This is a genomic window from Stomatohabitans albus (assembly GCF_036336025.1).
Taxonomy (GTDB): Bacteria; Actinomycetota; Nitriliruptoria; order Euzebyales; family Euzebyaceae; genus Stomatohabitans; species Stomatohabitans albus.
In genome coordinates this window covers 77,450-102,643 of sequence record NZ_JAYKKE010000003.1, presented here as the reverse complement: position 1 = coordinate 102,643, position 25,194 = coordinate 77,450, and the positions used below count along the sequence as shown (strand labels likewise).

The window sequence follows — 25,194 nt, the reverse complement described above, 5'->3', positions numbered from 1 at the left end:
TAGTTGTTGGGTTGTACCGCATTGGTACACCAACGAAAGGAGATGAGTACGATGAAACACACTACTAAGACACAGCTTGCATTGCTGACGGCTGCGCTACTGGTACTGCCCTCTGCAGTGTTTGCCGCACCCCTCCACAACTCAACTGCGAAGCCCATTCCACCAAAACCTGCCGGACAACCACACCTGGTTTGGGACGGTGATGAATGGGACGATCCATACGATGATGATCGGTATGACCGTGATGACGTCGATGATGATCGGTATGACCGTGATGACGTGGACGATGATCGGTATGACCGTGACGATGTGGACGATGATCGGTATGACCGTGATGACGTGGACGATGATCGGTATGACCGTGACGACGTCGATGATGACGACTAACTAGTTTTTGTTTTGGTATTCGGTAGCTTTGGGAAGGACTACCAAACCAAACAGCGCGAGGGATCATCTGAGATCCACTAGACAGCAAGCCGGCCCCGGATTATTCCGGGGCCGGCTTGTGCCATATACCAATACCTATTGGTTCAGTACCGCAATAATGTCTTCAACGCGTTCTTTGGCATCACCAAAGAGCATGTCCGTATTCTCCTTGAAGAATAAGGGGTTCTGAACACCGGAATACCCTGGGTTCATTGAACGCTTAAAGATAATGACCTGACCGGCTTCCCACACCTTCAGCACCGGCATACCCGAAATGGGGGTGCCCGGTTCCTCAGCAGAAGGGTTCACCGTGTCATTTGCACCAATAACCAGTACCACATCGGTATCGGGGAAATCATCATTGATCTCGTCCATATCGAGCACGATGTCATAGGGCACCTTGGCTTCGGCCAACAACACATTCATATGGCCAGGAAGACGACCAGCCACCGGGTGAATAGCAAACCGGACATTCACCCCGGCATCACGCAGCTTTCGAGTCAACTCAGCTACGGGATACTGTGCCTGGGCAACGGCCATCCCATAGCCGGGCGCAATAATGACTTCATTTGCGTTCTTTAAGGCTTCGGCAGCTTCAACTGCGGTAACTTCGGTGTGCGTACCTGTTACCTCAACGGCACCGCTGCTGTCTTCCGCCCCAAAACCACCAAGCATCACATTGGCTAAGGAGCGGTTCATCGCCTTACACATCACGTTGGACAAGAACAAGCCGGATGAACCAACAATCGTGCCAGCCACAATCAGCAACGGGTCATTTAAGACGAACCCGCTCGCGGTGCCAGCCCACCCAGAGTATGAGTTCAATACGGCAATGACGACTGGCATATCGCCGCCACCGATGGCGATAACCGAATGGATACCCAATGCGAGTGCGGTAATAATCAGCACAACAAACGCAACGCTCGTTGCTAAACGACCGGGGCCATTCGCAATCATTACCCAGGACATCACAAAGATGAGGGCTAAGGCGCCCAGGTTTAACCAGTTGCGATAGGGCAGCAGGATCGGGGTGCTCTTGATGAGACCCTCTAGTTTGCTTGCTGCGGCCATTGACCCTGTAAAGGTCACCGACCCGATAAAGGCACCCGCAGCGATCGTGGCCATCTGATAGTTGATGGTTTCTTCAACACTCAGGTCAAAGGTGCTGAGAGCAACGATGGCAACCATGAGTGAAGCCAACCCGCCAAAGCCGTTCAAAATACCGACCATCTGGGGCATCCGGGTCATCTCAACAGCACGGCTGACGAAAATACCAACCCCACCACCTAAGAGAATGGCTAAGAACGCCAACCCAATGGTTGTAACGGTTCCACCTTGGTCAATGGCATGGGCAAAGGCGGCCAAGATAGCAATGGCCATACCACCCATACCCCACCAGTTACCGCGGCGAGCGGTAGCGGGGTGGTTCATATCCGCAAGGGATTTCAAGAAACACAGGATCGCAATGATCGCTGCGGCCAGGCTCACACGAGCCAGTGTTGGACTAGAAGCAATTACAGGATAAAGCGACGTCATCGTTAGTCCTTCTTAAACATGTCCAGCATGCGGTCGGTTACAGCAAACCCACCGATGACGTTGAAGCTGGCAACCACAATGGCTATCCAGGCAATGATCTTTGGCAACGTCGTTTCACTTGTTGCCAACTGCGTAATGGCACCCGTAACCACGATGCCGGACAACGCATTCGTGAAACTCATCAGTGGTGTGTGCAATGTGGGTGTCACATTCCCGATGACGTAGAACCCAAGCACCACCGCAAGGGCCAAAACAACATAATTCGTCAACATCATCGTGGGGCTGGCAAAGATGATGGCCAGTGCGATGATAAACCCAACTACAAGCCCAATGGTGCTCCACGCCACACCGTGATGCTCTTCAACAACCACCGTTGGTTCGCTCGTTGTGGGGACACTGGGTGCTGCCGACACCTGGATAGGAGGCGGTGGCCACAAAATATCGTCACCCTTGGTGAGGGTAATCCCACGGACGACGTCATCATCCAAGTCAAAGGCCAGTTCCCCGTCCTTTTCTGGCGTCATCAACGTCAGTAGGTGAACGAGGTTCTGCGCGTAGAGCTGTGATGCTTGAGCTGGTAAGCGTCCGGCAAGATCTGTGTACCCGATAATGGTGACCCCGTTATCGGTGACAAACTGTTCACCAGGTTTGGTGAGCTCACAGTTACCACCGGCCATATCCACAATGACGCTGCCAGGCTTCATGGCTTCGACTGCTTCAGCCGTCAACAATAACGGTGCGGGCCGTCCAGGAATCTGTGCCGTGGTAATGACGATGTCAGAATCCTTAGCAACCGAGGCATACAGCTCTTGGGCGACCTTTTCTTGGTCCTCATCCAACGCCTTGGCATACCCGTCAGACGACTTTTCTTGAGCCGTAGGGAGGGCCACAAACTCGGCGCCCATGCTTTCGATCTGTTCGGCAACCTCAGGGCGTACGTCAGTGGCCTTAACCACTGCCCCCATCGCATTGGCCGTACCAATGGCAGATAGGCCTGCAACCCCAGCACCGATCACATAAATATGGGCTGGTGGCATCTTCCCTGCCGCCGTCACCTGACCGGTAAACAGGCGACCAAAGGCGCTTGCGGCTTCTACTACCGCACGGTACCCAGCAACATTGGCCATGGACGAAAGGACGTCCATACTCTGAGCGCGACTAATACGCGGCACCGCGTCCATGCTCAACCCGACCAGCTTCCGGTCATGGAGTTCAGGCACGATGGATTCATCAAGACGTACATTCAGACGGGCAATGAGCACCGCATCATCGTGCATCGCATCAAGGCGGTCTGGCGCAGGCCGGTCCAGTGCGGTCACAATGTCCGACGACCAGACATCGTCTGCACTTCCGATGGTGGCGCCAGCAGCTTCGTACTGATGGTCAGGGAAATCGGCAATGTCCCCGGCGCCTTGCTCCACTACAACGTCATAACCGAGTTTGATTAACTTGGTTACCGATGCAGGGGTGCCGGCCACCAGGGTTTGGCCGGTATCGGCCTCCCGTGGTATTCCGATTCGCACAGGTTGTCCTTTCGTAGGGGCTATTAATAATTGGCAGATGGCTAAGCAGTAACGAGTTTGACCGTGTTCGTCAACTCACCTAATGCGTCAATGCTGATCGTAATTGAATCACCGTCTCGTAACGAACCAACACCCCCAGGTGTTCCGGTCATAATGACATCACCAGGGAGGAGTGTGGCAAATCGTGAAATATATGAAATCAATGTAGGCACATCGAAGATCATGTCAGCTAGTGCAGCTTGCTGACGAATCTCTCCATTAACAATAGTTGTCAACCTATGATCTCTCGGTTCAAAAGAAGTATCAATCCAGGGTCCTAAGGGACAGAAGGTATCCATCCCTTTGGCCCGAGTCCATTGACCGTCAGTGCGTTGAAGGGCTCTAGCTGTGACGTCATTCCCAATGGTGTATCCCCAGATAACCGCATGAGCGTGTTCGGGGCGAACATCTTTGGCGATTGCACCGATGACGACGGCGAGTTCCCCTTCGTAGTCCACTTGGCCTGCCCACTCAGGTACCATGATGGCTGCATCAGGGCCAATGACACTGGTACTCAACTTATCGAAAACAATGGGCTGGTCAGGAATTGTGCCGTCAAACTCCTTGGCATGATCCACATAGTTCTTTGCGACAGCCAAGACTTTGGTTGGCGTAACAGGGGAGAGTAATTGCACCTGGTCAAGGGGAGCGGCTTGGCCATTGGGCAGGGCTTCATTTAAGGGGTGGCCATCAAGCATCAAGACATGCTGACCATCATGATGCATGCTGACATAGGCCGGGGTTGACTGTGGGCGGGCAACACGAGCAAAGCGCATGGAGTCGAGCGTAATCGGTAAACGTCGTAGGATGCACGCATGAATATTGTCAAACGTCCTATTTCTCGAACCATTATTGGATTTGGTGCCGTCTACGCCGCACCCGATGGCACCGGTGAGGCGGCCGATCCACCTGTTGTGTTCCCTAAGTTTGCCAATGCCGTAGTGGGAGATCAGGGAACGGTCGAACTCGCTGGCGATGACCTTGACTTGTACGGCGAACCAGAGTTGGCTGTTGTCATCGGCAAAACGGTGCCTCGTTATACGACTGCTGAAGCTGCCTTGTCTTATGTCGGTGGGTACACCGTGGCAAACGATTTTACCGGTCGTGGTCACATGAGCGTTGACCCCCAATGGCTCCGTGGGAAAACGGCCGATGGGTATTTACCGATTGGTGATCAGATGGTCACCGACCTTGATGTGTCACAGCCGATTGCATTAAAAATGTGGATTGATGGGGAACTTGTCGTCGATGGCAGTACAGAACGGCTGCTATTTCCCGTGGCCAAGCAAATTGAGTTTCTCAGTTCATTTATGACCTTGCATGAAGGCGATGTCATTCTTACCGGCGCACCCGGTGCCGCAGGACCGTTACAAGCTGGTCAAGAGGTTATTGCTGAGTTGGGCGGCCAATTACGTGTCACCACCCATATCACTGGACGATAGCTCGCCATCCATCCTCCAGAATCCTTTCCATATCTGATGATTACATATTTGCGCGTCTCCATCTTGGCGGCGCGCATATCCTTACGGACATGAGTTCCCATCCTGTTCGCGTTCGTTTTAGTCCGGCACCATCTGGTTGGCTCCATGTTGGTGGTGCCCGTACCGCTCTGTTCAATTGGCTTTGGGCCCGTCAACAAGGCGGGGTGATGGTCTTACGCATTGAAGATACTGATGCAGAACGGGCCACGATTGAACTTGCCCACGGCATGATGGATGCCTTGACCTGGCTGGGTTTGACCTGGGATGAAGGGATCGGTGTGGATGACGCCCCGTATGGGCCGTATCTCCAAAGTGAACGCCGTCCCCTTCACGACGCGGTTGCTCGGCGACTCGTTGCGGCAGGGTATGCCTATGAAGCGTTTGAAACGCCTGAGGAATTGGATGCTGCCCGTGAAGCCCTTCAAGCCGCGAAACAAAACCCTGCTTACAAAACGGGACATCGTGACTTAACGGATGACCAAAAAGCGGCCTATCGAGCCCAAGGGCGTGAACCTGTATTACGTATCCGCACACCTGACGAAGGCACGGTTTCCTTCGACGATCTTGTGCGCGGCACGGTGACCTTTGACTGGAAAGACATTGGCGACTTTGTCATTTGCCGTGCTGATGGGAGTCCGACCTATCTACTTGCCAATGTGGTTGATGATCTCAGCCAAGGCATCAGCCTCATAGCCCGTGGTGAGGATTTATTAAGCGCAACCCCTCGGCAGCTCCTCATGCAGGACCTCCTCATGCGTCCTGACGCCGATGGCACCCCGATTCTTGACGCTGCCCTAGCTGAAGTGGGCTATACCCCCCGCGAAGGCAATTGGAGTACCGCCCCGGACTATGCCCATTTGCCGCTATTGGTTGGTGCCGACCGGAAGAAGCTGTCCAAACGCCACGGCGATGTTGCCATTGACCAGTACCGCAAGAATGGATTTTTGCCTGAGGTCATGTTGAACTTCTTAGCCATTTGTGGGTGGAGTGCAGACGGGTCAACGGAACATTTCACCGTTGACGAACTGATTAAGGCCTTCTCCTTTGATCGGGTGAGCCCGAACCCCAGTTTCTTCGACGATGTCAAGCTCCGTAATTTCAACGGTGATGCCATCAAAGCGATGCCCGTTGATGTATTCGCCAATCACCTTGTTGATGCCTTTGTCCAAGCGGAGGTGATTACTGAACCCGTGCAAGATACTGACCGAGCACTCATCACAGCTTTTGCGCCCCTTCTCCAAGAACGTTCACAAACCCTTGCCGATGCGGTGCCGATGGTGGCATTTGCGTTCCGTGATGAGGTCGTTTGGGATGAAGCTGCCATTAAAAAGTGGATGAAACCGGTGGCTGGCCAGGTCCTTGATTTCATTACCCCACGGCTCAAAGCACTGACTGAGTGGACACCAGATGCCATTCATGCGGTATTCGATGAAGCCAAGGCAAGCCTCGACCTTGGTATGGGCAAAATCATGCAACCTGCCCGTGTGGCGGTTACCGGTACTGCCGTAAGCCCACCACTGCCAGAAACCCTCAGCGTCCTTGACCAAACGACGGTCGTTGACCGCTTACTTGCTGGGCGTAGCAAAGTGTTGAGTGAGTAGCCTATGCGCACTGGTCCAGGGCTCGTTCTTTCCGGAGGTATTGCCGCAGTTTTTGCCTGGGCATCCCTGGACCTCCAAAGTAATTTTGCGGCCTTACCCTTTCAGCAAGCCCTAATTGCGGCTGTAGCCGTCGGCGGAATTGCAGCTGCTGTTTCTCACCACCTCAGCAAACGATTCGGTGAAATGCGATTCCGTGAAATCAGCGGTGGCATAGCCGTAGGCGGTGTGATCACCATTGGGCTAGCGATCGTGCTTCAACTCCTTCAAATCGCCCCAACAGGTCAGTCTCACCTCGAAATTATGCTGCCCTTTGATACGGGTATCGGTATTGCTGGGGCGCTGCTGGTCTTAGGCATCTTGGTTGCGGTATGGGGAGATCGCCAGGCCACACCAACGAGCTTATTTTTAATGGCTGTGGGCATGGTCTTAAGCAACGAAATGTTCGGGCTGACGCCTTATCTCAACACAGAAAATGCCGCTGCTATCGCCAGTCTTGCACTTGTCATCATCTTGTTCGACGGTGGGTTGGGCACGACCCGTCGCCACCTGGATCAGGGCCTGGGGCCTGGCCTTTCCCTGGCAACAGTCGGCGTGGTGATTACCGCGCTCATAGTTGGACTGGTTGCCCACTATGGATTGGGATTGCCGCTCATCTTGTCACTGCTGTTAGGGGCGGCACTCTCCCCAACAGATGCGGCCGCAGTATTGACCTTGCTAGATGAAATCCCCTTGCCGTCACGGGCAGCCTCCATCTTGAGAATCGAATCAGGTACCAATGATCCTGTCGCCATCTTGATTACCGCTGGCCTTGTTGCCTCCGCCGACTTTTACCCGTCGGTTCACTCCTGGGTGGTGTTTGGCGTCATTCAAGCCGTGGGTGGGCTATCCGTCGGGCTCATGCTCGGGTTTTTGGGTGCGATTGCCGTGAATCGCGTGGCACGGGTCAGTCCATCAACAGCTGCGGTACTCGGGTTGGCCGTTGCCCTTAGCGTGTATGGTGCTGCTGTGGCCGTCGGTGTGTCGGGCTTTCTTGCGGTCTATGTAGCTGGATTCATTGTCCGTTCTCGTCCAGGAACCGGTCAGGTCGCAACTACCCGTTTAACGGGAGCGCTTGGCATCGGAGCAGAAACAGCGCTCTTTCTCCTTATCGGTATGATGACGACGCCAGCCACGCTGGTGGGTGCCATTGGGCAGGGCATCATGTTGGCTGCTGTGCTCTTATTTGTTGCTCGCCCCTTCGCAGCACTCATTAGCTTGGCACCATTTCGGATACCAGCGGGGGAGGGTATTGCCATTTCATGGCTAGGACTTCGCGGGGCGGTTCCGATTGTGTTAGCCACCATTATGATTCTTCAAGGCACCACCCAGTCAGATCAACTCTTCAACATTGTGTTGATCGTCGTTGTGGTCAGCTTGCTGGTACAGTCTCTCAGTGCCAAACCGGTCTTAGATCATCTTGACCTTCCTGCTGATACCCATGAACCGATTGAGATTGATGCCCTTCCCCTTGAAGGAGTCGACCCCAATCAGTTTTCAATGTACCAGGTTGTGGTTCCATCGGATAGCCCGTTAGTTGGCCATGAGCTCTGGGAGAGCCCACCACCCAATTGTTTGCGTTTGGTGAGCATTAGCCGCGACGAGGAGACCTTGAATCCCCGTGGTTCTACCGTGATTCAAGCTCACGATGTGCTTGTGGTCAGTGCGGACATCTCAGGGACAACACACAAGGAAGTGTGCGCCTGGATTACACCGCAAGATGAGCGTGAGGCTGACCTATCCCCTCCATGACATCCCATAGGCCCAGTCCTTGCAGAGGCTAGATGGCTGACTCCTAGCTGGTGTCCTGGTAGTCCCGACGGGATTTGAACCCGCGTTACCGCCTTGAGAGGGCGGCGTCCTAGGCCGCTAGACGACGGGACCGCGTATTTCACTGCTGTAGAGCAGTAGCTCGGGGGGAAGGAATCGAACCCTCAATAACTGAACCAGAATCAGTCGTGTTGCCTGTTACACCACCCCCGAAGAGGTGCTCCACGGTTGCCCGCATAGCGAACGAACAGATTAGCTTCTCACCCCAGGAGTTCGCAACCTGTAAAACCGTTCAAGTGTCATAAATCTTGGCTTTCGTTAATTTAGGCTAGGTCTTTCCAGCGATAGAGGCATAGCGCCTCGCGAAAGGACAACTATGCGCACTTCACCTGCGAACAATGTTGTTGTAATCTTTGGTGGTCGTTCTGAGGAGCACCCGGTCAGTTGTTGGTCTGCACGCAACGTAGCCAACGGGTTAAAACAAGCCGGTTATACCGTTTCTTATGTTGGTATCACCCGTCAAGGGGAGTTTCGGCGTCTTGAGGATGTGCCGAGCAAAGAAAATCCTCGGGTCACCACTGAGGATGGGGAACCATTCAAGCCCTATCAACTTGCTGAGTTTGATTTGGCATTCCCAGTGCTCCATGGGCCATATGGAGAAGATGGCTCAATTCAGGGGCTTTTTGCTACCTTGAATATTCCCTACGTAGGTTGTTCAGTTGCCTCTTCGGCTGTCGCCATGGACAAATATCTATTGAAAGAAATCTGTGCATCAATAGATATTCCACAAACCCCGTTCATCGTTGTACATGAGGTGGAACTTGCCGCCGATGAGCAAGCGGTCATTGATGAAATCACAAAGACCTTTGACTATCCACTCTTCATTAAGCCAGTCCGCCAGGGTTCAAGTATCGGTATCTCACGGGTTACAACTGAAGCACAACTGCGTGAAGGGCTGGCATTAGCTCGCTCATTAGACCGAACCATTATTGTTGAACCGGCGGTCAGTCGTTTCCGCGAGATTGAATGTGCGGTACTTGGGCTTGACGACCCGTTTGTGAGCGTACCTGGGGAAATCAAGAAAGACGCCGACGCATGGTATGACTTTGAATCAAAGTACACGAAACCCGCCGAGGTGAGCTACACGGCTGATGTCGACCAGTCGGTCATTGATGCCACCCAGCAACTCACCAAGAAATTATGGGCAGCAGTTGGGATGCGAGGGCTTGCCCGGTTCGATTATTTCTTGCTCGACGATGGGCAGGTATTACTGAACGAAGTCAATACCATGCCTGGCTTTACTCCAACGAGTTTGTATCCCAAGATGATCGAAGCCAGTGGTATTGAGCTGCCAGACCTTGTTGACCGTTTGGTGAAATGTGCACTTGAAGTTGCTGACGATGAAAGCTGGCCTGCGTGAGTCGAGCTGAATTTGACCGCATTGCTCGTTTTGAGCAGGTGATGGCTCGAACCCGTACCCCTGACGGGTCTATTCCGGTGGGTACGGGTGATGATGCAGCGGTCATACGGCCACGTGCGGATGTTGTGGCATGCACCGATGCCCTTATTGAGGGGAGCCACTTTCTCCGCGATCTTTCCAGCCCCGCCGATGTTGGCTGGAAAGCCGCGGCGGTCAATATCAGTGATATTGCGGCCATGGGTGCCACACCGAAAGCCATCCTTATTGCACTCCAACGAGCATCAACGTGGAGTGAAGCCGACCTTGACGAGCTATACGACGGGTTGGCGGAATGTTGCTTGACCTATGGGGTTGAGCTTGCAGGTGGTGATACGGTCACCAGCCCAACATTTGCCCTCGCGGTGACTGCTATAGGGCAAGCTGATGCGCCGGTTGTAACACGAGCCGGTGCCCGTCAGGGAGATGCGGTACTCCTGGTTGGGCAGGTGGGCAGCGCGGCGGCGTGTCTCGATGCATACCATGCCAAGCGGCCCATTCCACCAGCGTGTCACCAGGCGCACACGCGCCCTCGGCCACTCGTTGGCCCCGGACAACTCCTCGCCAATCTTGGTATTCACGCCATGATTGATGTGTCCGATGGGCTTGGGGCAGATGCAGCACATATTGCCGACCTATCTGGGGTCACTATTGGCCTGTTATGGGAGGCGATTGCTGACCATGTGGATCCAAGTGTGGGAGAAGCCGTTGACGGTGATATGGACCGTCTTGCCACGCTTGCCATGGGCGGTGGGGATGATTATGCCCTCATTGCCACGTGTGATGCGGACCGCGTTGACCTTGTCTTATCAACCCTTGGCCATGCATTTCCAGATATTCCTGCAAGTCAGATTGGTATTTGTGCCGGTGGGGGAGAAGGGGAGCCTGTCACCTTATATGGGTGGCCCAACGATCCCGACCACACTCAGGTGGTGTCCGATGCCGGGTGGGACCACGGGTGAGCCTCCAGCTCGATGATCCCATCTCCGTCCTTCCTGGCGTCGGGACGCGTGCCGTTCGGCTGTATGCACGGCTAGGTATTCATCGAGTTTGGGATCTCATTACACACTGGCCTCGCCAAGAGGCGTTCCATCTTGAGCACCATGGTGAGGCCGCCCATCAGGCACGCGATGGTGAGGTTGTGCACTTCGTTGCAACGATCGATGCATGGACGCGGACACCAAGACGGGGCAAAAAGGTCGGGACGGTTACCTTGACCGATGACCTGGGTACCCGGTGGGTGTCAACGTTTTTCCAGCGATGGCCACACTGGTTAGAACGACAATTTCCCGTCGGGTCGGTGGTCGAGGTAAATGGCAAGGTCACCCATTTTGGTGGACGGCCCTACCTCCAACAGCTCAAACTGGCGTCGGCGTCGTCACGAGATGACCAGCTCAACGGCAGCTCCATCGGTGTTGTCTATCCAGCCACTCAGGGCTTAGCAAGTGCCACGATCAGTAAGGATGTCCAGACCGCACTCCGGTTAGTTGGGGAGCTGGACGAATGGTTACCTGAACAATACGTTGCGACCCATCACCTTATGGGTGCCGATGAAGCGATACGGACGATGCATGAACCACCGTCCAGCGAGGCACTGACTCAAGCTCAGGCGCGCCTGGTGTATGAAGAACTCTTTGCGCTGCAAGTAGCACTCCAGCGAAACCGTAACATCATCAAAGGTGCTGAACATGGCATCATGAATGCGGTTGTTACCAATGGGGTATGTGATCATTTTCATAGCCGGTTGCCATTTGCGCTTACATCCGATCAGATTACGGTCATGGGCGAGATTGACCGAGATATGGGTAGTCCCCATCCGATGCACCGGCTCATTCAAGGCGATGTTGGTACCGGTAAAACCATTGTGGCCGCACATGCGATGCTGCGGGCTATTGATGCAGGGCGTCAAGCGGTACTTATGGTTCCGACACAGGTTCTCGCTGAACAGCATGCCAGTACGCTTCGTGACCTGTTACAAGATATGGTCATTGAGCGCTATGGACGGTTTTTAACGATTGATGTCCTCAGTGCCAACGACACCAAGAGCGAGCGCCGTCGTGTGTGTGATGGACTCGCGAGTGGTCTCACTGACTTGGTGGTTGCCACGCACGCGGTGCTGGAACCCAGTGTGCAATTTGCTGATCTTGGGCTCGTCGTAATTGACGAACAGCATCGCTTTGGTGTTGAACATCGCCGTTCATTAACAGATAAGCGGGTAACTGGTGATAGCCCAGACCTCCTGGTGATGACCGCAACGCCGATTCCCCGATCTATCGCCCTCACCCTTTATGGTGATTTGGATGTGTCAACCATTAAGACCCGTCCAGGTGGAGGTCGGATCACGGTCAAAACGATTGCCCTCGAAAAAACAAGTCCACGGCGTGAAGGGCTTTATGACTTCATCGCCCAAGAAGTGAGCCAAGGGCGTAAGGCCTATGTGGTATGCCCACTCATCGAACCACGCGAATCCCAAGATAATGCTATAGAATCCAACGATGTCCAAGAGGATTCCGGACCAACACTCTTTGTCGATACTGTCCCAGGAGGGCATGGGTGGGATGAGGTTGCTTCGGTGCGTGACGTTCATCGCACCCTGCAAGAGCGCTTTAGTCCAACACCGGTTGGGATGTTGCATGGGCGGATGCGCAGTGTGGAACGAGAAGCCGTTATGGAGGATTTTCGTGCTGGAACCGTACCGATACTTGTGGCGACAACCGTGATAGAAGTTGGGGTGAGCGTTGATGAGTCAAGCGTGATGATTATTGAAGATGCCGATCGGTTTGGTATCAGCCAGCTCCATCAACTTCGTGGACGGTTATTCCGCGGGTATCCAGATAATTATTGCGTCCTCTTTTCGAGTAAAGACCCTGAAGACAACCCGCGACTACAAGCGATGGTTGCTACTGCAGATGGCTTTGAATTAGCCGAGATTGACCTACAACTGCGCCGAGAAGGTGCGGTGTTTGGAACCAATCAAACCGGTGCTGGTGAATTGGCCTTTGCTAACTTACTCACCGACTTGGAAGTGGTGGCGCAAACCCGTGCTGACGTAGCGGCATTGTTGGCTGATGACCCTGACTTGGTTGGTTACCCGCGCATTGTTGAACAGGTCAACTACCGGCATCCTGATGACCATGTCATATTCGCTGATGCTGGATAAATCGTGACCTACGGATAAAGGACATTACATGCCGCGCATTATCGCTGGGGTTGCCGGTGGTCGGCCACTCAAAGTGCCAGCTGCTGCTCGCCCAACCGCTGACCGAGTTAAAGAAGCCATCTTTTCATCCATTGGCCCTATGGATGGGGCGGTTGTGGCTGACCTCTATGGGGGGAGTGGTGGACTGGCTATTGAAGCATTGAGCCGTGGGGCGAGCGGTGCGACCTGCTGGGAATCACATAGCCAAGCGGCAACGATCATTGCAGCAAACGTGCGTACCGCTCAAGTCGGTGATCGGTTCCAACTGATTGCTAAACCATGTGAAAAAGCGCCTGTGCACAACCCGATGGGGCTATTTACGCATTTGTTTGTTGACCCACCCTATGACTATCCAGTGACTACCATTGAACAGGCGTTAAATGGTCTCATTGCAATTGGTGCGGTGTCAGAACATGCCGTTCTTATCCTTGAACGAGATAAACGGCGGGCCGGTGAGATGCCAACTGGATGGACATTATTGCGTGAGCGCATCTATGGCGAGGCCCTTATCCGCTATGGTGAACGCCTATCATCTGTGAACCACACTGGGTAAGGATGCAATGAAGTTGAGAGCAGTGTTTGCGGGGTCCTTTGATCCTGTCACCTACGGCCACCTTGATGTGATCCGGCGCGCGAGTCGTCTCTTTGATCACGTTGTGGTGGCGTGTGCCAGTAATTCAGATAAGTCGGGGCTGTTTACGCCAGAAGAACGCCTGGACTTAGTCCGATCGGTCACTGGTGATTTGGGCAATGTCAGTACATCCACATTCACCGGATTAGTGGTTAAGTGGGCTATAGACAACAACATTGATGTGATGATCCGCGGTCTCCGTGGGGATCACGATTTAGCGTATGAAATGCGAATTGCTAGGGTAAATAGCACGATTGGACCGATGGAAACACTCTTTCTGCCTGCTGACCCGCGCCATACTCACATTTCGTCGAGTTTGGTGCGTGACCTGGCTGCGTTGAATGCAGATATTTCCACCATGGTTCCGGCTGTTGTTGCCGATGCGCTTGCGCAGCGTCTAGGCGGTACGCAAGAATAAGGAGTGTATATGGATATTGAAACGGCAATTGAAGAGCTGGTGCGCATCGTAAAACACGCGCGCCCAGTGATGCTCAGTCAAAATGTTCAAATTGATAAAGCTGAAGTGCTGTCACTCCTGGCGACGGTCCAAGATGGCCTTCCCGATGAGTTACGCAATGCCCGTTGGGTGATCAAAGAGCGCGAGGAGATGCTTGCGAAAGCTCGCCGTGAAGCCGACCAGATCATCGAAGATGCCCGTGCTGAACGTGAACATATCGTCAGCCAACATGAGGTGATCCGACAGGCAAACCGTGAGGCTCAACAAATTGTTGAGAGTGCCCATGACGAAGGGCGTCATATCCGCCTTGAAACTGAAGACTGGGTAGAAGCGAGTCTTAATCAACTTGATGAGACCCTTGTTTCCTTGCGTGAATATGTGGCTCGGGGACAACGGCGGCTCAATAAGCATCTGGAATCAGAGTTTTTGCCTGTTTCCATTGATGAGATGAACGCAGACCTGACTGGTGGGTTTGACCTCGTCGGTTCGAGTGACCATCCCTATGATGAATTAGATGACCCCGAACAAGATGAGGACACGGCCCGAGGGGACGTTCATGACGATGCCCCATCTGGTTCGGCTGTAGACGGCATGGCCCCAACCCGCCAGCCACGTCGCACACCCAGTCGCCCTTCTAGTCGGCGCACAGATGTTCGTCGTGATGTGGTTGACCCGTGGGGTTCAAGCGAAGGTGAGGACGCCTAAAACCGTATAGCACGAATGGTGGCGGCTGGTAAGGTTGATAATCCGCTGTCGCCTGGCCCGACCCTGCCTGCTGGCCATTTGTATGTCCTCGTCTGAAGTCTTGTCGTCACGCATCGACGTGAGTGCCCTGCTTGAAACGCCCGGAACGGTTTTACCGCTTCAGGGTGTATTTGGGGTTCCTGAAGGCTTGGATATCCCCTTGATTACCCTGCCCGATACGCTCTCAGCCGATCTCGTTGCTGAGGGTTTGTTAGAAGGGGTACTTGTTCGTGGCAGCGCCGAACTGGAGTACCAGGTGCAATGCGCATCGTGTCTACAACCAGGTACTGGACACATTGCAGCTGATATTACAGAGTTATTTGGGGAAGACGATCAAGCTGATGAGGGGTTCGTCATAGACCCTGATCAATCTATCGACCTTGACCCTATGTGGCGTGATGTCATCGCCGCCCATACCAGCGACAGGTACGTGTGCATGCCAGATTGTCGAGGCCTGTGCCCAACCTGTGGTAGTAACCGTAATGAACAGGACTGTTCCTGTGAAGATGTGAGTACTGACTTGCGTTGGCAAGCGCTTGCAGGCCTCACCTTTCCTGATGCCGATGAGGCATAGTATTCCCGAATCAATCCATCATTCTTAGAGGAGACCCATGGCAACCCCGAAGCGTAAAATGGCCCGCGCCCGCACCCGTAACCGTCGTGCCCAGTGGATGAAGAAATCTAACCTCCCAAACATTGTGTTTGATAAGGCCACCGGCACGTGGCGTATTGCGCACACCGTTGACCCTGACACCGGTCGTTATGCTGCCGCTAAGTAGGTTTGCGTAGCGTACAACCCTCAGGGTTGTTGAGGCCATGAGTAATTCAACCCGTACACCGCAAGAAGCTGCCTTAGAGGCCAGCCTTGGCGTGCGGTTTTCTGACCTTTCACTGCTCCGGCTTGCCCTGACACACCGTTCGTATGCGTTTGAACTTGGTCTCGATCACGACAACGAACGGTTGGAGTTTCTTGGTGATTCAATCCTCGGAGTAACGATCACGAGTGAACTGTATAACCGTCTCCCTGATGCGCGAGAAGGCCGTCTGGCTAAGATTCGCGCCGCCACGGTGTCTACCAAGAGTTTAGCGAAAGTGGCTGCGCTTATTGATCTCGGCCAAGCGGTTCGCCTTGGGGTTGGGGAGCAAAAAACAGGGGGTGCAGCCAAGCCCTCTATCTTGGCTGACACGATGGAAGCGGTTATCGGTGCCCTCTACCTCGACCAGGGGTTAGAGGTTGTTCGCCCGGTCATCTTGAATCTCTTTGAACCGTTGCTCCGTGACATTGCGACGCGCAATGCAAGTTTGGACTACAAGACCAGTCTGCAAGAACTCGTCGCTTCAACCCAGCCAGAGCAGCCCACCTATCTCATCAGTGAACGCGGTCCGGACCATGAAAAGGAGTTCACGGCCACCGTTGTTGTTGCAGGTGAGGAACTGGGGTGGGGAACTGGTCCAAGTAAAAAACAAGCTGAGCAGCTCGCGGCTGCACAGGCCTACATCACCTTGAATACCCGGCTTCGCAGTGCTTAACGAAGATAGGAATGAGTCGTGACCCAATTACCTGAAGCAGAGTTGATTTTCCGTGAGATGGAGAAGGAATTAGCCGGTAAACGGATCAAAGATGTGTGGGTCGCCGGTGCAAAGTTTGTGCGTGAACCCTCTACGATGAAAGCGTTTGTGGCCGGTATCCAAGGCGCGAAGATCGGTGAAGTGACACGGCGTGGCACGGCGATTCTCATTGAACTCGACGGTGACCGGGTCCTTGTTATTCTGCCGGGTGATCGTGCCCGCATGGTGCGCCATACTGCGAATGCGAAAGCGACGGAGACGGTTCGTCTTACGATGAGTTTTTCAACTGGTGGTTCGGTTCACTACAGTGACTTAAATAGTGATGGGCAGTTCCTTCTCATCGATACTGAGCGGCTCGATGCTATCCCCGAGTTTCAGAATCTTGGGCTTGACCCACTTGATGAGCCAATACCATGGCCCGTTTTTAGCGCCGATCTTGAAGCCCGTAAACGTCCACTTCTTGAGGTCTTGGTTGATACCAGCTTTATTGTTGGGATTGGTGAGATCTACGCGAATGAGGTGCTATTTCGGGCAGGTTTACATCCGTTGCGGATGTCCGATACCCTCAGCAATCAAGAAGTCCGTCGGTTACATCGCAGTGTGCTTGAACTCGTTAATGATGCCATTAAAGCGGGCGGTATTGATGTTCTTGTCGAGGGAGACCCCGATGCCTTTCTACCCTTTGATGAGTTAGAACTCATTGAGGTTTACGGTCGGGCTGGTCAACCCGATACCCGAAGTCGCGCGACCATCGAACGCTTTGAGCTTGAGGGTGGGCTGACTGCCTTCGCGTCAAGCGCGCAGAGTTAAGATGCACCTGACGTCGGTCAGGCTCCGTGGGTTCAAGAGTTTTGCAGACGATACGACCCTCACCTTCACCCCTGGGATCACAGCCATTGTGGGGCCGAATGGATCAGGGAAAAGCAATATCGTCGACGCCTTGACATGGGTGATGGGCACGCGCAGCCCTCGTCAACTACGTGGGGCGCAGATGAGCGACGTGATTTTTGCCGGTTCGGGGTCACGTCGTGGGATGGGGCGTGCGAGTGTCGACATCACGATAGACAATGCAGATGGGTTGTTACCCATCGAGTTTGCTGAAGTCACGGTAGGCCGATCACTCTTTGCCAACGGTGAAGGTGGTAGTGCCATAAACGGCGCTGATTGTCGTCAAATTGATGTTGCCGACCTCCTGAGTGACACCGGGCTTGGACGTGAAAGTCACACGATTGTTGGTCAGGGGAAAATTGATGCCATTTTGACCACCGATGCCTCCGGTCGGCGCGTCTTCATTGAAGAAGCGGCCGGGATTTTAAAGCACCGGCGGCGTAAGGACCGTGCACAGCGCAAGATCCTGCAACTTGATGAGCATTTGACACGGCTTGACGATACAGAAATTGAGCTTAAACGTCTCGCCAAGCCGTTAAAACGTCAGGCTGGGGTAGCACAACAAAAACGCCGGTTAGATGCTCAAGCCACCGATATTAAGGTTGAGTTGGCACTCCGAGCATGGCAGCAAGCCAACACGGCGTGGATGCAGGCCACCGCGTTGGTCCGTGACCATGACCAGGTGATGACTGCGGCCAAGCAGCGCTTACGGGATGCTCAGACAGCCCAGAATGAAGCCGAGGGGCGTTTGGAGCAGGCCAATGCGCACTATGGGGAAATATCTGCGATTGCGAATGAACTCCGCACCCTTACTGAGCGAGCAAAAGGGGTAGCCGGCCGTATTGATGAACGCCGGTCTGGGCTGGCCCAAGGTCGTGACGGTGACGTGATCGGTCGCGACCCCGATGCACTGCGCCACGAAGCCAGTCGCGCAGACGCAACGATTGCACAACTCCGTGAGGACGAGTTATCGGCAAGAGCAGCCCTCGCTGAGGTAGAAGCTGAGCGTGACCGTTTGGCTCAGATTGTGCGTACGATGCAACACGAACAAGCTGAGCGGCAGCGCGCCCGTACACAAGCTCGTGAAGCAGGTATTCGGTGGGAGGCCCAGATCGGAAATATCCGTACCCGGATAGAACAAACCGAACAGCGCATCAACGAAGCCAAGCAGCGCTATCGTGATGCCCAAACCGCTCGTGAAGAACTTGATGATCTCACCGTAACGAACCGTGGTCCGAGTGAGGGAACGTTACGTGCCGTTGCGGCAGACTTGGCTGCGGCGAAGGCAGCGAAGGCGAAAGCAGACGAGCAGGTTCGCATCGTACGGCTAGAGGAGCGAGAGCGGAGTCAGGCCGCGGCGAGGGCAGTGGCTGTGGCTGAAGCCAAAGAGGCCCTTGTGAACCAGGTGCCTGATGGTGCCGAAGAATTGGTAGAGCAGGGGATTGGCGGTTTAGTCGGACCGCTGTTACAAGCTATCTCTATTGATGAGGCATATGCCACTGCCTTAAGTGCCGCACTTGGGACTAGAGCACACGCATTATTGGTTGAAGATCCCCAAAGGGCACAGGCGTGGCTCGATACGCATAACCGAGATGCCTGGTTGGTGAGTCGTCGCCAAAGTCCGGTTGACCGGCCATTACCACCCGTTCCGGGGGCTGAATGGTTGGCTGGGCTTGTTGACTGCGAACCGGCTATCTATGCCGCAATTGCGCGCTTAATAGCTCCCGTGTGGTTGGTTGATGATGTCTTTGCGAGTGCCGCCCAAGACCCTGATGCCGTGTTCGTTGATCGGTCAGGCTTGATGGCTGGTGCCTGGGGCATCGGCCGAATACATGGGGGAGGCGCCCAGAGCATCTTGGCGGCCAAGGAAGCGGCCGAACAGGCTCGGATACAGGCACGAGACCTTGCAACAGAAGTGGATGAGCTAGCCGTTCGATTAGCAGAATCCCTTACGGTGCAAGAACAGACCAATGAGGTGCTTCAAGAGCTAACGACTACCGCAACACGGCTACAAACTGAGGCCAAAGCGGCACGAACTGCTATTGAGCAGCATGAGCAGGCTGTAGTGCGAGCCGACCGAGCGATGTCCCAAGCTGCTCAGCAGGTGCAGCTTGCGCAACAACAATACGAGGCGTTAGCGCACGAGCTTGAAAACGTTTCTGCGAACGAACCAGAAGCCGTACCTATGGACAGTCCTGATGATCTTGACGCATTTGCTCAGGCACGGGTAACCCACGAACAGCACCAAGAACAAGTCGTTGAAGCCCGTTTAGCAGTCCAACATATTGAAGGCGATATCCGTCGCCTTACCAACGAAGCAAAAGCCCTTCGCCAGGAGGCTGATCGTATCGAAGCTGATGTCATTGCGATGCGAAAGCGCCGAGCCGCTCGCTTGGCAGCACTTGAGCAAATTGACAAGCTTGTTGAGCAGGCACGGGCTATTTGGGTGCAAACAGAAGCTTCTGCCCAACGGGCGCGTACCGAAGGTGAACAGGCTAAAACGACTCGTGATGACCTTGCAGCCCAGGCCCGATCAGCCCGCAACGCAGTGGGCCAAGCACACAGCCATGTCGATGACATCACTGCACAGGTACATGAAGCTGCATTAGATGCCCAACGGGCACAGAGCGATGTTGATCTTGCCAGGCGACACCTTGATGATTTGGGTATCGACGAGCCGGCCGAGTTGATAGCCCAGCGTGGGGCAGCAACCCCCGTTGACCGGAGTGAACGAGTTGATGCTGATGCGATCGACATATCTGTCACTGTTCCAACCCAAGGGGTACCAGACGAAGACACCGATATCCTTACCCAACGGTTAGCTGATATTGAAGTGAAAATTGGGCGACTTGGCCCCGTCAACCCCCTGGCGGCACGTGAATATGCCGAATTGGAACAACGGCGAACCTTTTTGGCTGAACAAATCAGTGACTTAAAAGATGCGCGCAAGGATCTGGTTCGTCTTGTCGAGGCCGTTGAACGCCATATCGGGCAGGTATTTGAGGCCGCATTTGATGATGTGGCTGCTAACTTTGCGAGTTTTTTTGAGCTGCTATTCCCCGGTGGCAAAGGTCGGTTACGCTTAACGGATGCCACTGATCCCCTCACCACGGGCATTGAGATTGAAGCTAGCCCTCCAGGTAAGAAGGTGCGCCATCTGAGCCTCTTATCTGGTGGCGAACGCACCTTAACCGCTATCGCCATGTTGTTCGCTATTTTTGCGGCACGACCTAGTCCGTTCTACGTGCTCGACGAAGTTGAAGCCGCGTTGGATGACGCAAACTTAGAACGGTTTGTGCGCCTCCTCAGCCAATTCCGTCATCAAGGACAATGGATTGTGGTCACCCACCAGCGCCGCACGATGGAAGCGGCCGATATCCTCCATGGGGTCAGTATGAATAGCGACGGGGTGAGTGTCGTACTTACCCAGCAGCTACGCGATATTTCTGACCTGGCTGGAGACGACCACTAGCCAATTCACCGAACCTTCAACTTGGTCGGTACGTATTGCCACGGTTGGTAGGGAGAACGTACACCGTGCGTGAATGTTAGCCTTTGGAACATGCTGAATCTGAACAACCCCACGGTTATAGGGATATCCATTGTTGCCGCCCTGCTGTTGCTCCTCCTGGTGTGGCTTCTTACTCGGCGTACAAGCGTCGTACCTGATGCACCGCCATCTGAGGAGCCAACTCCACCACAGCCAGCAACCGAACCAGTGGTGCCCAGTATGGAATTGGGGGGCACGATTCAGATTGGGGCGCTGCCAGAACCAGCTCCAACGATAGATTTCCTTGATCATGGGCGTCACCCCGACGGTCTCGTGCACATCGAGGATCAGCCTGGGGATGGGGATGCATTGGCCAGTGCGGTTGTCACTGAATTACCGGTTGAACCCGAATCAACGCAGGACGTGGCCAGTGCGGAGGTACCTGGAGCTGAAACGCTTGTTGAGGAAGAGCCAGAAGCACCCGTTGAGGAGGTTGCGAAACCGTCCCTTCTTCAACGGTTCACTGAACGACTGACCCGTTCTCGCAATCAGCTTGGGGCTCAACTCCGCTCGATATTTGGTGCTGGTCTTGATGATGAATCGTGGGAAGACCTCGAAGATACGTTGATCAGCGCCGATGTTGGTGTCGAGGCGACGATGGATCTCGTTGAACAATTGCGTACTCGCGTCCGTGAACAGGGCATTACCAGCGGTGATGATGCGATGGCCGAATTGAAGTCTCTTTTGCTCGACGATTTGACCATAGGCAATCGGGAGATGCAGCGGCGGGCTGATGGTACGAGTGTTTGGCTCTTTACCGGAGTGAATGGAACGGGCAAAACTACGAGCATCGGTAAGCTGACAAAACGGTATAGCGATGCGGGTGATCATGTTGTTCTTGCCGCTGCGGATACATTCCGTGCAGCCGCTGCTGATCAGTTGAAAATCTGGGGAGAACGTTCTTCGGTTCGCGTGATAGCCCAAGCTGAAGGGGCCGATCCTGCCGCAGTTGCTTTTGATGGGTGGAAGGCTGCTGAGGCGGCTGGGGCGGACATCTTAATGATTGATACGGCTGGCCGGTTGCAAAATAAGACCGAGCTGATGGCTGAGCTTGAAAAAATCAAGCGTGTTGTTGAACGCGATGCGGGTCCGATTGATGAGGCATTGCTCGTGCTTGATGCCACAACGGGACAGAACGGTCTGAGTCAAGCCAAGGCGTTTGCAGAGGCCGTGAACTTGACGGGTGTTGTGCTCACCAAACTGGATGGCACCGCTAAAGGTGGGATCGTGATCGCCATTCAACGCTCGCTAGGTATCCCGGTTAAGTGGGTAGGGCTTGGGGAAGGTATCGAAGACCTTGCCCCCTTTGAACCAGAAGCATTTATTGATGCATTATTTGCTGAGGATACGGCGTCATAATGGGGCGGCCACGCGCCTACATTCACCAGGCCAACAGTGTTGTTATTGCCCGCACTCCTGCGGAGCTCAACGGGTTTATTGACCACGTTGAGCGTGCGGGTAAGCCAATCACGCCGGTTGCCCCAACCGTTGCGATTAGTCCATTGGAGCCTGGTGGCCTCGCCGCATTGTTGCACGACGATGGTGTTGATATTGCCGGCACCTACGCGATCCAACCACACGTAACCGACCCGCAACTTGATTGGCAAGAAAAGAAAGCGGTAGGACTTGGCGCTATTCGTGCTGCAATCAACCAGGCCATTGATGAACAGCGCCAAGTTGAGCTTCATTACTTCGCCACATCCCATCACGGTGCTGCCACAATTCGAGTGATTGACCCGTGGTCATTGACGGGTAATTTATTGACAGGCTGGTGCCATCTCCGCCACGACGAGCGATCCTTTGCACTTGAACGTATTGGTACAGCAGTCCTATTACGCACCCCGATTGCCAATCGGCCCACCTCATCATGACTCAGGTGTCTGTACCATGAGGGTGTCTTTTGGCGCCCTCGGGGCCGACCCCTTGCTTGTGGCGGGGTGTCTGATGCCACCCTTTGATGGAGATAGGGCGAAGTATTGAGATTATTTAGGTTTCCTTAAGATGAACAATATTCAGCCTTTATGCTATCTGAATGTTCACCTATCAAAACACAAAGAATGCTCTTGTTGCAGTGGTTATTGCCTCTGGACTCGCACTCCCATTGGTGGGTAGTCCTGTTGCGCTTGCCCAGTCATCCTTACCGCCTGTAACCAGTCCAGTTCCGGCCAACGCGGTCATCCATGAGATTGGTGACCAAGCCGCCTTTGACCAACTCTTTTCTCGTACTGGTGCCTTAGCCCAAGCGAATGCCACCCCGACGGGGTCCACTCGGGCTGACCATGTCGTGCGATTAGCAAATGGTACCTATCGCTTGCCCGCGGCCATTGACTATCAGAACCTGTCGATCACCATAACCAGCAACAGTCCCGTAACTGCCCTTGGTGTTGATCACAAAGATGCCGTTCGCCCGCGCGATGAGGGAGCGGTATTGACGATTGAAGATCCTCGGTCTTCTGCATTTGCGACTACCTGTACGGTGCGTTCTCCACTCATCGTTCAGGACGTTCATATTGCCAACGATGTTCGTGGCAAGTCCGTGTTCCAAGCTGATAGCGATCTGTCATTACTCAACGTGAATGGGCTGCGCAGTGACCCGTACCGTAACGTTGCGATTGTGAACGTTGCCAATGAACAGGCGGCGCCACGTGTTGTTATCGAACATTCAACCTTTGATGGGGTGTCGCCTCTAGCGGTAGATAAGACGCTTGGATCCACTCGATTTGAACACAACGTCGTCAAGCATCCAGCACAAACTGGGCGAACGTTGAAGTTTGGTATGGGCGCTGGTCAACGCGCTTGGGTACCCACGGTGAATGACCATATCGTTCGAGATAACTTATTTATCCAGGATGGAAATACCACCACCATTCAGGTGCATCGGCCTGGCGTAACGATTCATCATAATGAGTTTCGCTTACCAGCAAATGGTCGATTCACTGCGGTAGGGATAGAGCTTGGGAGTTCTCGTTCACGGCGTTCAACCTTGCCAAAGATTCAGGCCGTGGTCATTGAAGACAATACGTTGACCGGGGCGGAACGACCAGTTGCCGCCGAGGGCATCACCCTTTCCTATTCGGATTCGTTTGAACCTGGAGGGGTATCCATTGCACGTAATGATTTTGGTGATTTGGCAATAGCGGTCAAAACCGGAGTCGTATGGACCGATGATGCCCCGATTAATTTCGTTGGGAATTACACCGGTCAGGCAGTCAATGAACTCAACCCCGCAACGATTAAGGATCCGGCGCTGACGGTGCCCCCTGGTGCAGGGTTATTGGCTCCTGTACCTCAGCCACCCATCCAGCCCCAGCCACCTGCTCAGCCCCAGCCACCGGTCCCAGGCCCTCAAGTTCAACCGACGCCTACCCCCAGTGCGTCGCCGTCAGTCAACCCGGCTGGCCAGCGAACAGTCATTCGTGTCTCAGGTGAAACGCGGGTTGAAACCTCCGTAGCTGCATCGAAAACGACGTTTGCGACGGGTGCTGAAACGGTGATTTTGGCGCGCAGTGATGTGGCTGCCGACAGCGTATCTGCAACTCCCTTAGCTCATGCAGTGAATGCGCCCATCCTGCTCACACAATCCGACACGCTCCATCCCGCAAGTGCTAACGAAATCCGGCGTTTAGGAGCCAAAACGGTGTACGTGATGGGTGGCGATGCGGCTGTCACCCCGGCAGTTGAACAAGCAGTTGCCAAGCTTGGCGTCAAGGTGATTCGTATAGCCGGAGCAAATCGTGCCGCAACTGCCATTGCGACGGCTGAACACATTGCCAAGGTAGGCAAGGTTGACCAGGTCCTCGTGGTAGACGGTACGGATTGGCAATCCAGCCTCATAGCGGCACCCGCCGCAGCCCAGGTGAACGGCGTTGTCGTCTTGACCAATGGCGCTGTCATAGCCCCTGAGACAACAGCCTTCCTGGATGCCTTCACGTCATTGAAGGTTACAGCGGTCGGGGATCAAGCGATCAAGGCAACCGCTCGGGCACAATCCGTCATTGCTGGTGCTGATCCGTCCGTCTTATCAGTCAAGGTGGCCAGCGTGTTCTTCCCGGATCCCAAGATGGTGGGTGTCGCCACAACAACTGATTTTGCTGACGCCTTGACCGGCGGTGCCCATATTGCGGCGGTCAACGGACCGTTGCTCCTGGTCCCTGCTGAGACACCAACCGTGGTAACGGAGTGGATGACCTCCAAGAAGAAGATCGAAACGATTTACGTGTACGGCGGTCCTACCCGTATTGGATCCACGCAAGCAGAGGCATTGAGTAAGTAATACCTCCCCATCTCA

The 25,194-nt window shown here is 54.2% G+C and carries 21 protein-coding genes and 2 tRNA genes; 18 read left to right on the top strand and 5 right to left on the bottom strand.

Features of this window, described 5'->3' with window-relative positions; all coding sequences use genetic code 11:
- Positions 1-51 precede the first annotated feature (51 nt).
- The gene (locus VCU37_RS08190; protein WP_336250159.1) at positions 52-387 is read left to right on the top strand and encodes a hypothetical protein; all 336 of its coding nucleotides are present in this window, start codon (positions 52-54) and stop codon (positions 385-387) included.
- Positions 388-522: 135 nt separating this feature from the next.
- On the opposite strand, the gene VCU37_RS08185 is transcribed toward VCU37_RS08190, so the two are convergent.
- From VCU37_RS08185 to VCU37_RS08175, 3 genes are read right to left on the bottom strand one after another with little or no spacing between them, the layout of a single operon-like run.
- Positions 523-1,962, bottom strand: a complete 1,440-nt coding sequence (locus tag VCU37_RS08185; protein ID WP_336250158.1) for an NAD(P)(+) transhydrogenase (Re/Si-specific) subunit beta — start codon at positions 1,960-1,962, stop codon at positions 523-525.
- A 2-nt stretch (positions 1,963-1,964) separates the two neighbouring features.
- Positions 1,965-3,485: a Re/Si-specific NAD(P)(+) transhydrogenase subunit alpha gene (locus VCU37_RS08180; protein ID WP_336250157.1), complete on the bottom strand. Its 1,521-nt coding sequence runs from the start codon at positions 3,483-3,485 to the stop codon at positions 1,965-1,967.
- A gap of 41 nt (positions 3,486-3,526) precedes the next feature.
- Positions 3,527-4,300: a fumarylacetoacetate hydrolase family protein gene (locus VCU37_RS08175; protein ID WP_336250156.1), complete on the bottom strand. Its 774-nt coding sequence runs from the start codon at positions 4,298-4,300 to the stop codon at positions 3,527-3,529.
- A gap of 39 nt (positions 4,301-4,339) precedes the next feature.
- On the opposite strand from VCU37_RS08175, the gene VCU37_RS08170 reads away from it, so the two are divergent.
- The 3 genes from VCU37_RS08170 (at position 4,340) to VCU37_RS08160 (ending at position 8,394) form a co-directional block, all read left to right on the top strand.
- Positions 4,340-4,966 (top strand): fumarylacetoacetate hydrolase family protein, encoded by a 627-nt coding sequence (locus tag VCU37_RS08170; RefSeq protein ID WP_336250155.1) that lies wholly within the window; start codon positions 4,340-4,342, stop codon positions 4,964-4,966.
- Between the two features lie 89 nt (positions 4,967-5,055).
- Positions 5,056-6,606, top strand: coding sequence for a glutamate--tRNA ligase (locus tag VCU37_RS08165; RefSeq protein WP_336250154.1), 1,551 nt, complete (start codon positions 5,056-5,058; stop codon positions 6,604-6,606).
- A 3-nt stretch (positions 6,607-6,609) separates the two neighbouring features.
- Positions 6,610-8,394, top strand: a complete 1,785-nt coding sequence (locus VCU37_RS08160) for a potassium/proton antiporter (protein WP_336250153.1) — start codon at positions 6,610-6,612, stop codon at positions 8,392-8,394.
- Positions 8,395-8,450: 56 nt separating this feature from the next.
- On the opposite strand, the gene VCU37_RS08155 is transcribed toward VCU37_RS08160, so the two are convergent.
- Positions 8,451-8,526, bottom strand: a tRNA-Glu gene (locus VCU37_RS08155).
- Between the two features lie 27 nt (positions 8,527-8,553).
- A tRNA-Gln gene (locus VCU37_RS08150) sits at positions 8,554-8,625 on the bottom strand.
- A 163-nt stretch (positions 8,626-8,788) separates the two neighbouring features.
- Here VCU37_RS08150 and VCU37_RS08145 point away from each other — a divergent pair.
- The 14 genes from VCU37_RS08145 to VCU37_RS08080 all read left to right on the top strand — a co-directional run bounded on the left by VCU37_RS08145 (position 8,789) and on the right by VCU37_RS08080 (position 25,179).
- A complete protein-coding gene (locus VCU37_RS08145) occupies positions 8,789-9,832 on the top strand; it encodes a D-alanine--D-alanine ligase family protein (RefSeq protein ID WP_336250152.1) in 1,044 nt (347 codons plus the stop codon).
- Positions 9,829-10,830 (top strand): thiamine-phosphate kinase, encoded by a 1,002-nt coding sequence (thiL, locus tag VCU37_RS08140; protein WP_336250151.1) that lies wholly within the window; start codon positions 9,829-9,831, stop codon positions 10,828-10,830. Before VCU37_RS08145 ends, thiL begins: the two co-directional genes overlap by 4 nt.
- Positions 10,827-13,028 (top strand): ATP-dependent DNA helicase RecG, encoded by a 2,202-nt coding sequence (locus VCU37_RS08135; protein ID WP_336250150.1) that lies wholly within the window; start codon positions 10,827-10,829, stop codon positions 13,026-13,028. Before thiL ends, VCU37_RS08135 begins: the two co-directional genes overlap by 4 nt.
- 28 nt (positions 13,029-13,056) lie before the next feature.
- Complete coding sequence (locus tag VCU37_RS08130; RefSeq protein ID WP_336250149.1) at positions 13,057-13,620, top strand: RsmD family RNA methyltransferase; 564 nt, start codon at positions 13,057-13,059, stop codon at positions 13,618-13,620.
- 7 nt (positions 13,621-13,627) lie between these two features.
- Complete coding sequence (gene coaD, locus VCU37_RS08125) at positions 13,628-14,116, top strand: pantetheine-phosphate adenylyltransferase (RefSeq protein WP_336250148.1); 489 nt, start codon at positions 13,628-13,630, stop codon at positions 14,114-14,116.
- A 9-nt stretch (positions 14,117-14,125) separates the two neighbouring features.
- Entirely contained in the window at positions 14,126-14,860 is a 735-nt protein-coding gene (locus tag VCU37_RS08120; RefSeq protein ID WP_336250147.1) for an ATP synthase F0 subunit B, read from the top strand.
- An 82-nt stretch (positions 14,861-14,942) separates the two neighbouring features.
- The gene (locus VCU37_RS08115) at positions 14,943-15,473 is read left to right on the top strand and encodes a YceD family protein (protein ID WP_336250146.1); all 531 of its coding nucleotides are present in this window, start codon (positions 14,943-14,945) and stop codon (positions 15,471-15,473) included.
- 37 nt (positions 15,474-15,510) lie between these two features.
- Positions 15,511-15,678, top strand: coding sequence for a 50S ribosomal protein L32 (gene rpmF / locus VCU37_RS08110; protein ID WP_336250145.1), 168 nt, complete (start codon positions 15,511-15,513; stop codon positions 15,676-15,678).
- Between the two features lie 37 nt (positions 15,679-15,715).
- Complete coding sequence (gene rnc / locus VCU37_RS08105) at positions 15,716-16,429, top strand: ribonuclease III (protein ID WP_336250144.1); 714 nt, start codon at positions 15,716-15,718, stop codon at positions 16,427-16,429.
- An 18-nt stretch (positions 16,430-16,447) separates the two neighbouring features.
- The gene (locus VCU37_RS08100; protein WP_336250143.1) at positions 16,448-17,278 is read left to right on the top strand and encodes an Fpg/Nei family DNA glycosylase; all 831 of its coding nucleotides are present in this window, start codon (positions 16,448-16,450) and stop codon (positions 17,276-17,278) included.
- Position 17,279: 1 nt separating this feature from the next.
- Complete coding sequence (gene smc, locus VCU37_RS08095; RefSeq protein WP_336250142.1) at positions 17,280-20,828, top strand: chromosome segregation protein SMC; 3,549 nt, start codon at positions 17,280-17,282, stop codon at positions 20,826-20,828.
- Positions 20,829-20,918: 90 nt separating this feature from the next.
- Positions 20,919-22,265 (top strand): signal recognition particle-docking protein FtsY, encoded by a 1,347-nt coding sequence (ftsY, locus tag VCU37_RS08090; protein WP_336250141.1) that lies wholly within the window; start codon positions 20,919-20,921, stop codon positions 22,263-22,265.
- Positions 22,265-22,777 (top strand): helix-turn-helix transcriptional regulator, encoded by a 513-nt coding sequence (locus tag VCU37_RS08085; RefSeq protein WP_336250140.1) that lies wholly within the window; start codon positions 22,265-22,267, stop codon positions 22,775-22,777. The genes ftsY and VCU37_RS08085 overlap by 1 nt, the downstream gene beginning before the upstream one ends.
- Positions 22,778-22,938: 161 nt before the next feature.
- On the top strand, positions 22,939-25,179 hold the full coding sequence (locus VCU37_RS08080) for a cell wall-binding repeat-containing protein (RefSeq protein ID WP_336250139.1): 2,241 nt from the start codon (positions 22,939-22,941) through the stop codon (positions 25,177-25,179).
- Positions 25,180-25,194: the final 15 nt, after the last annotated feature.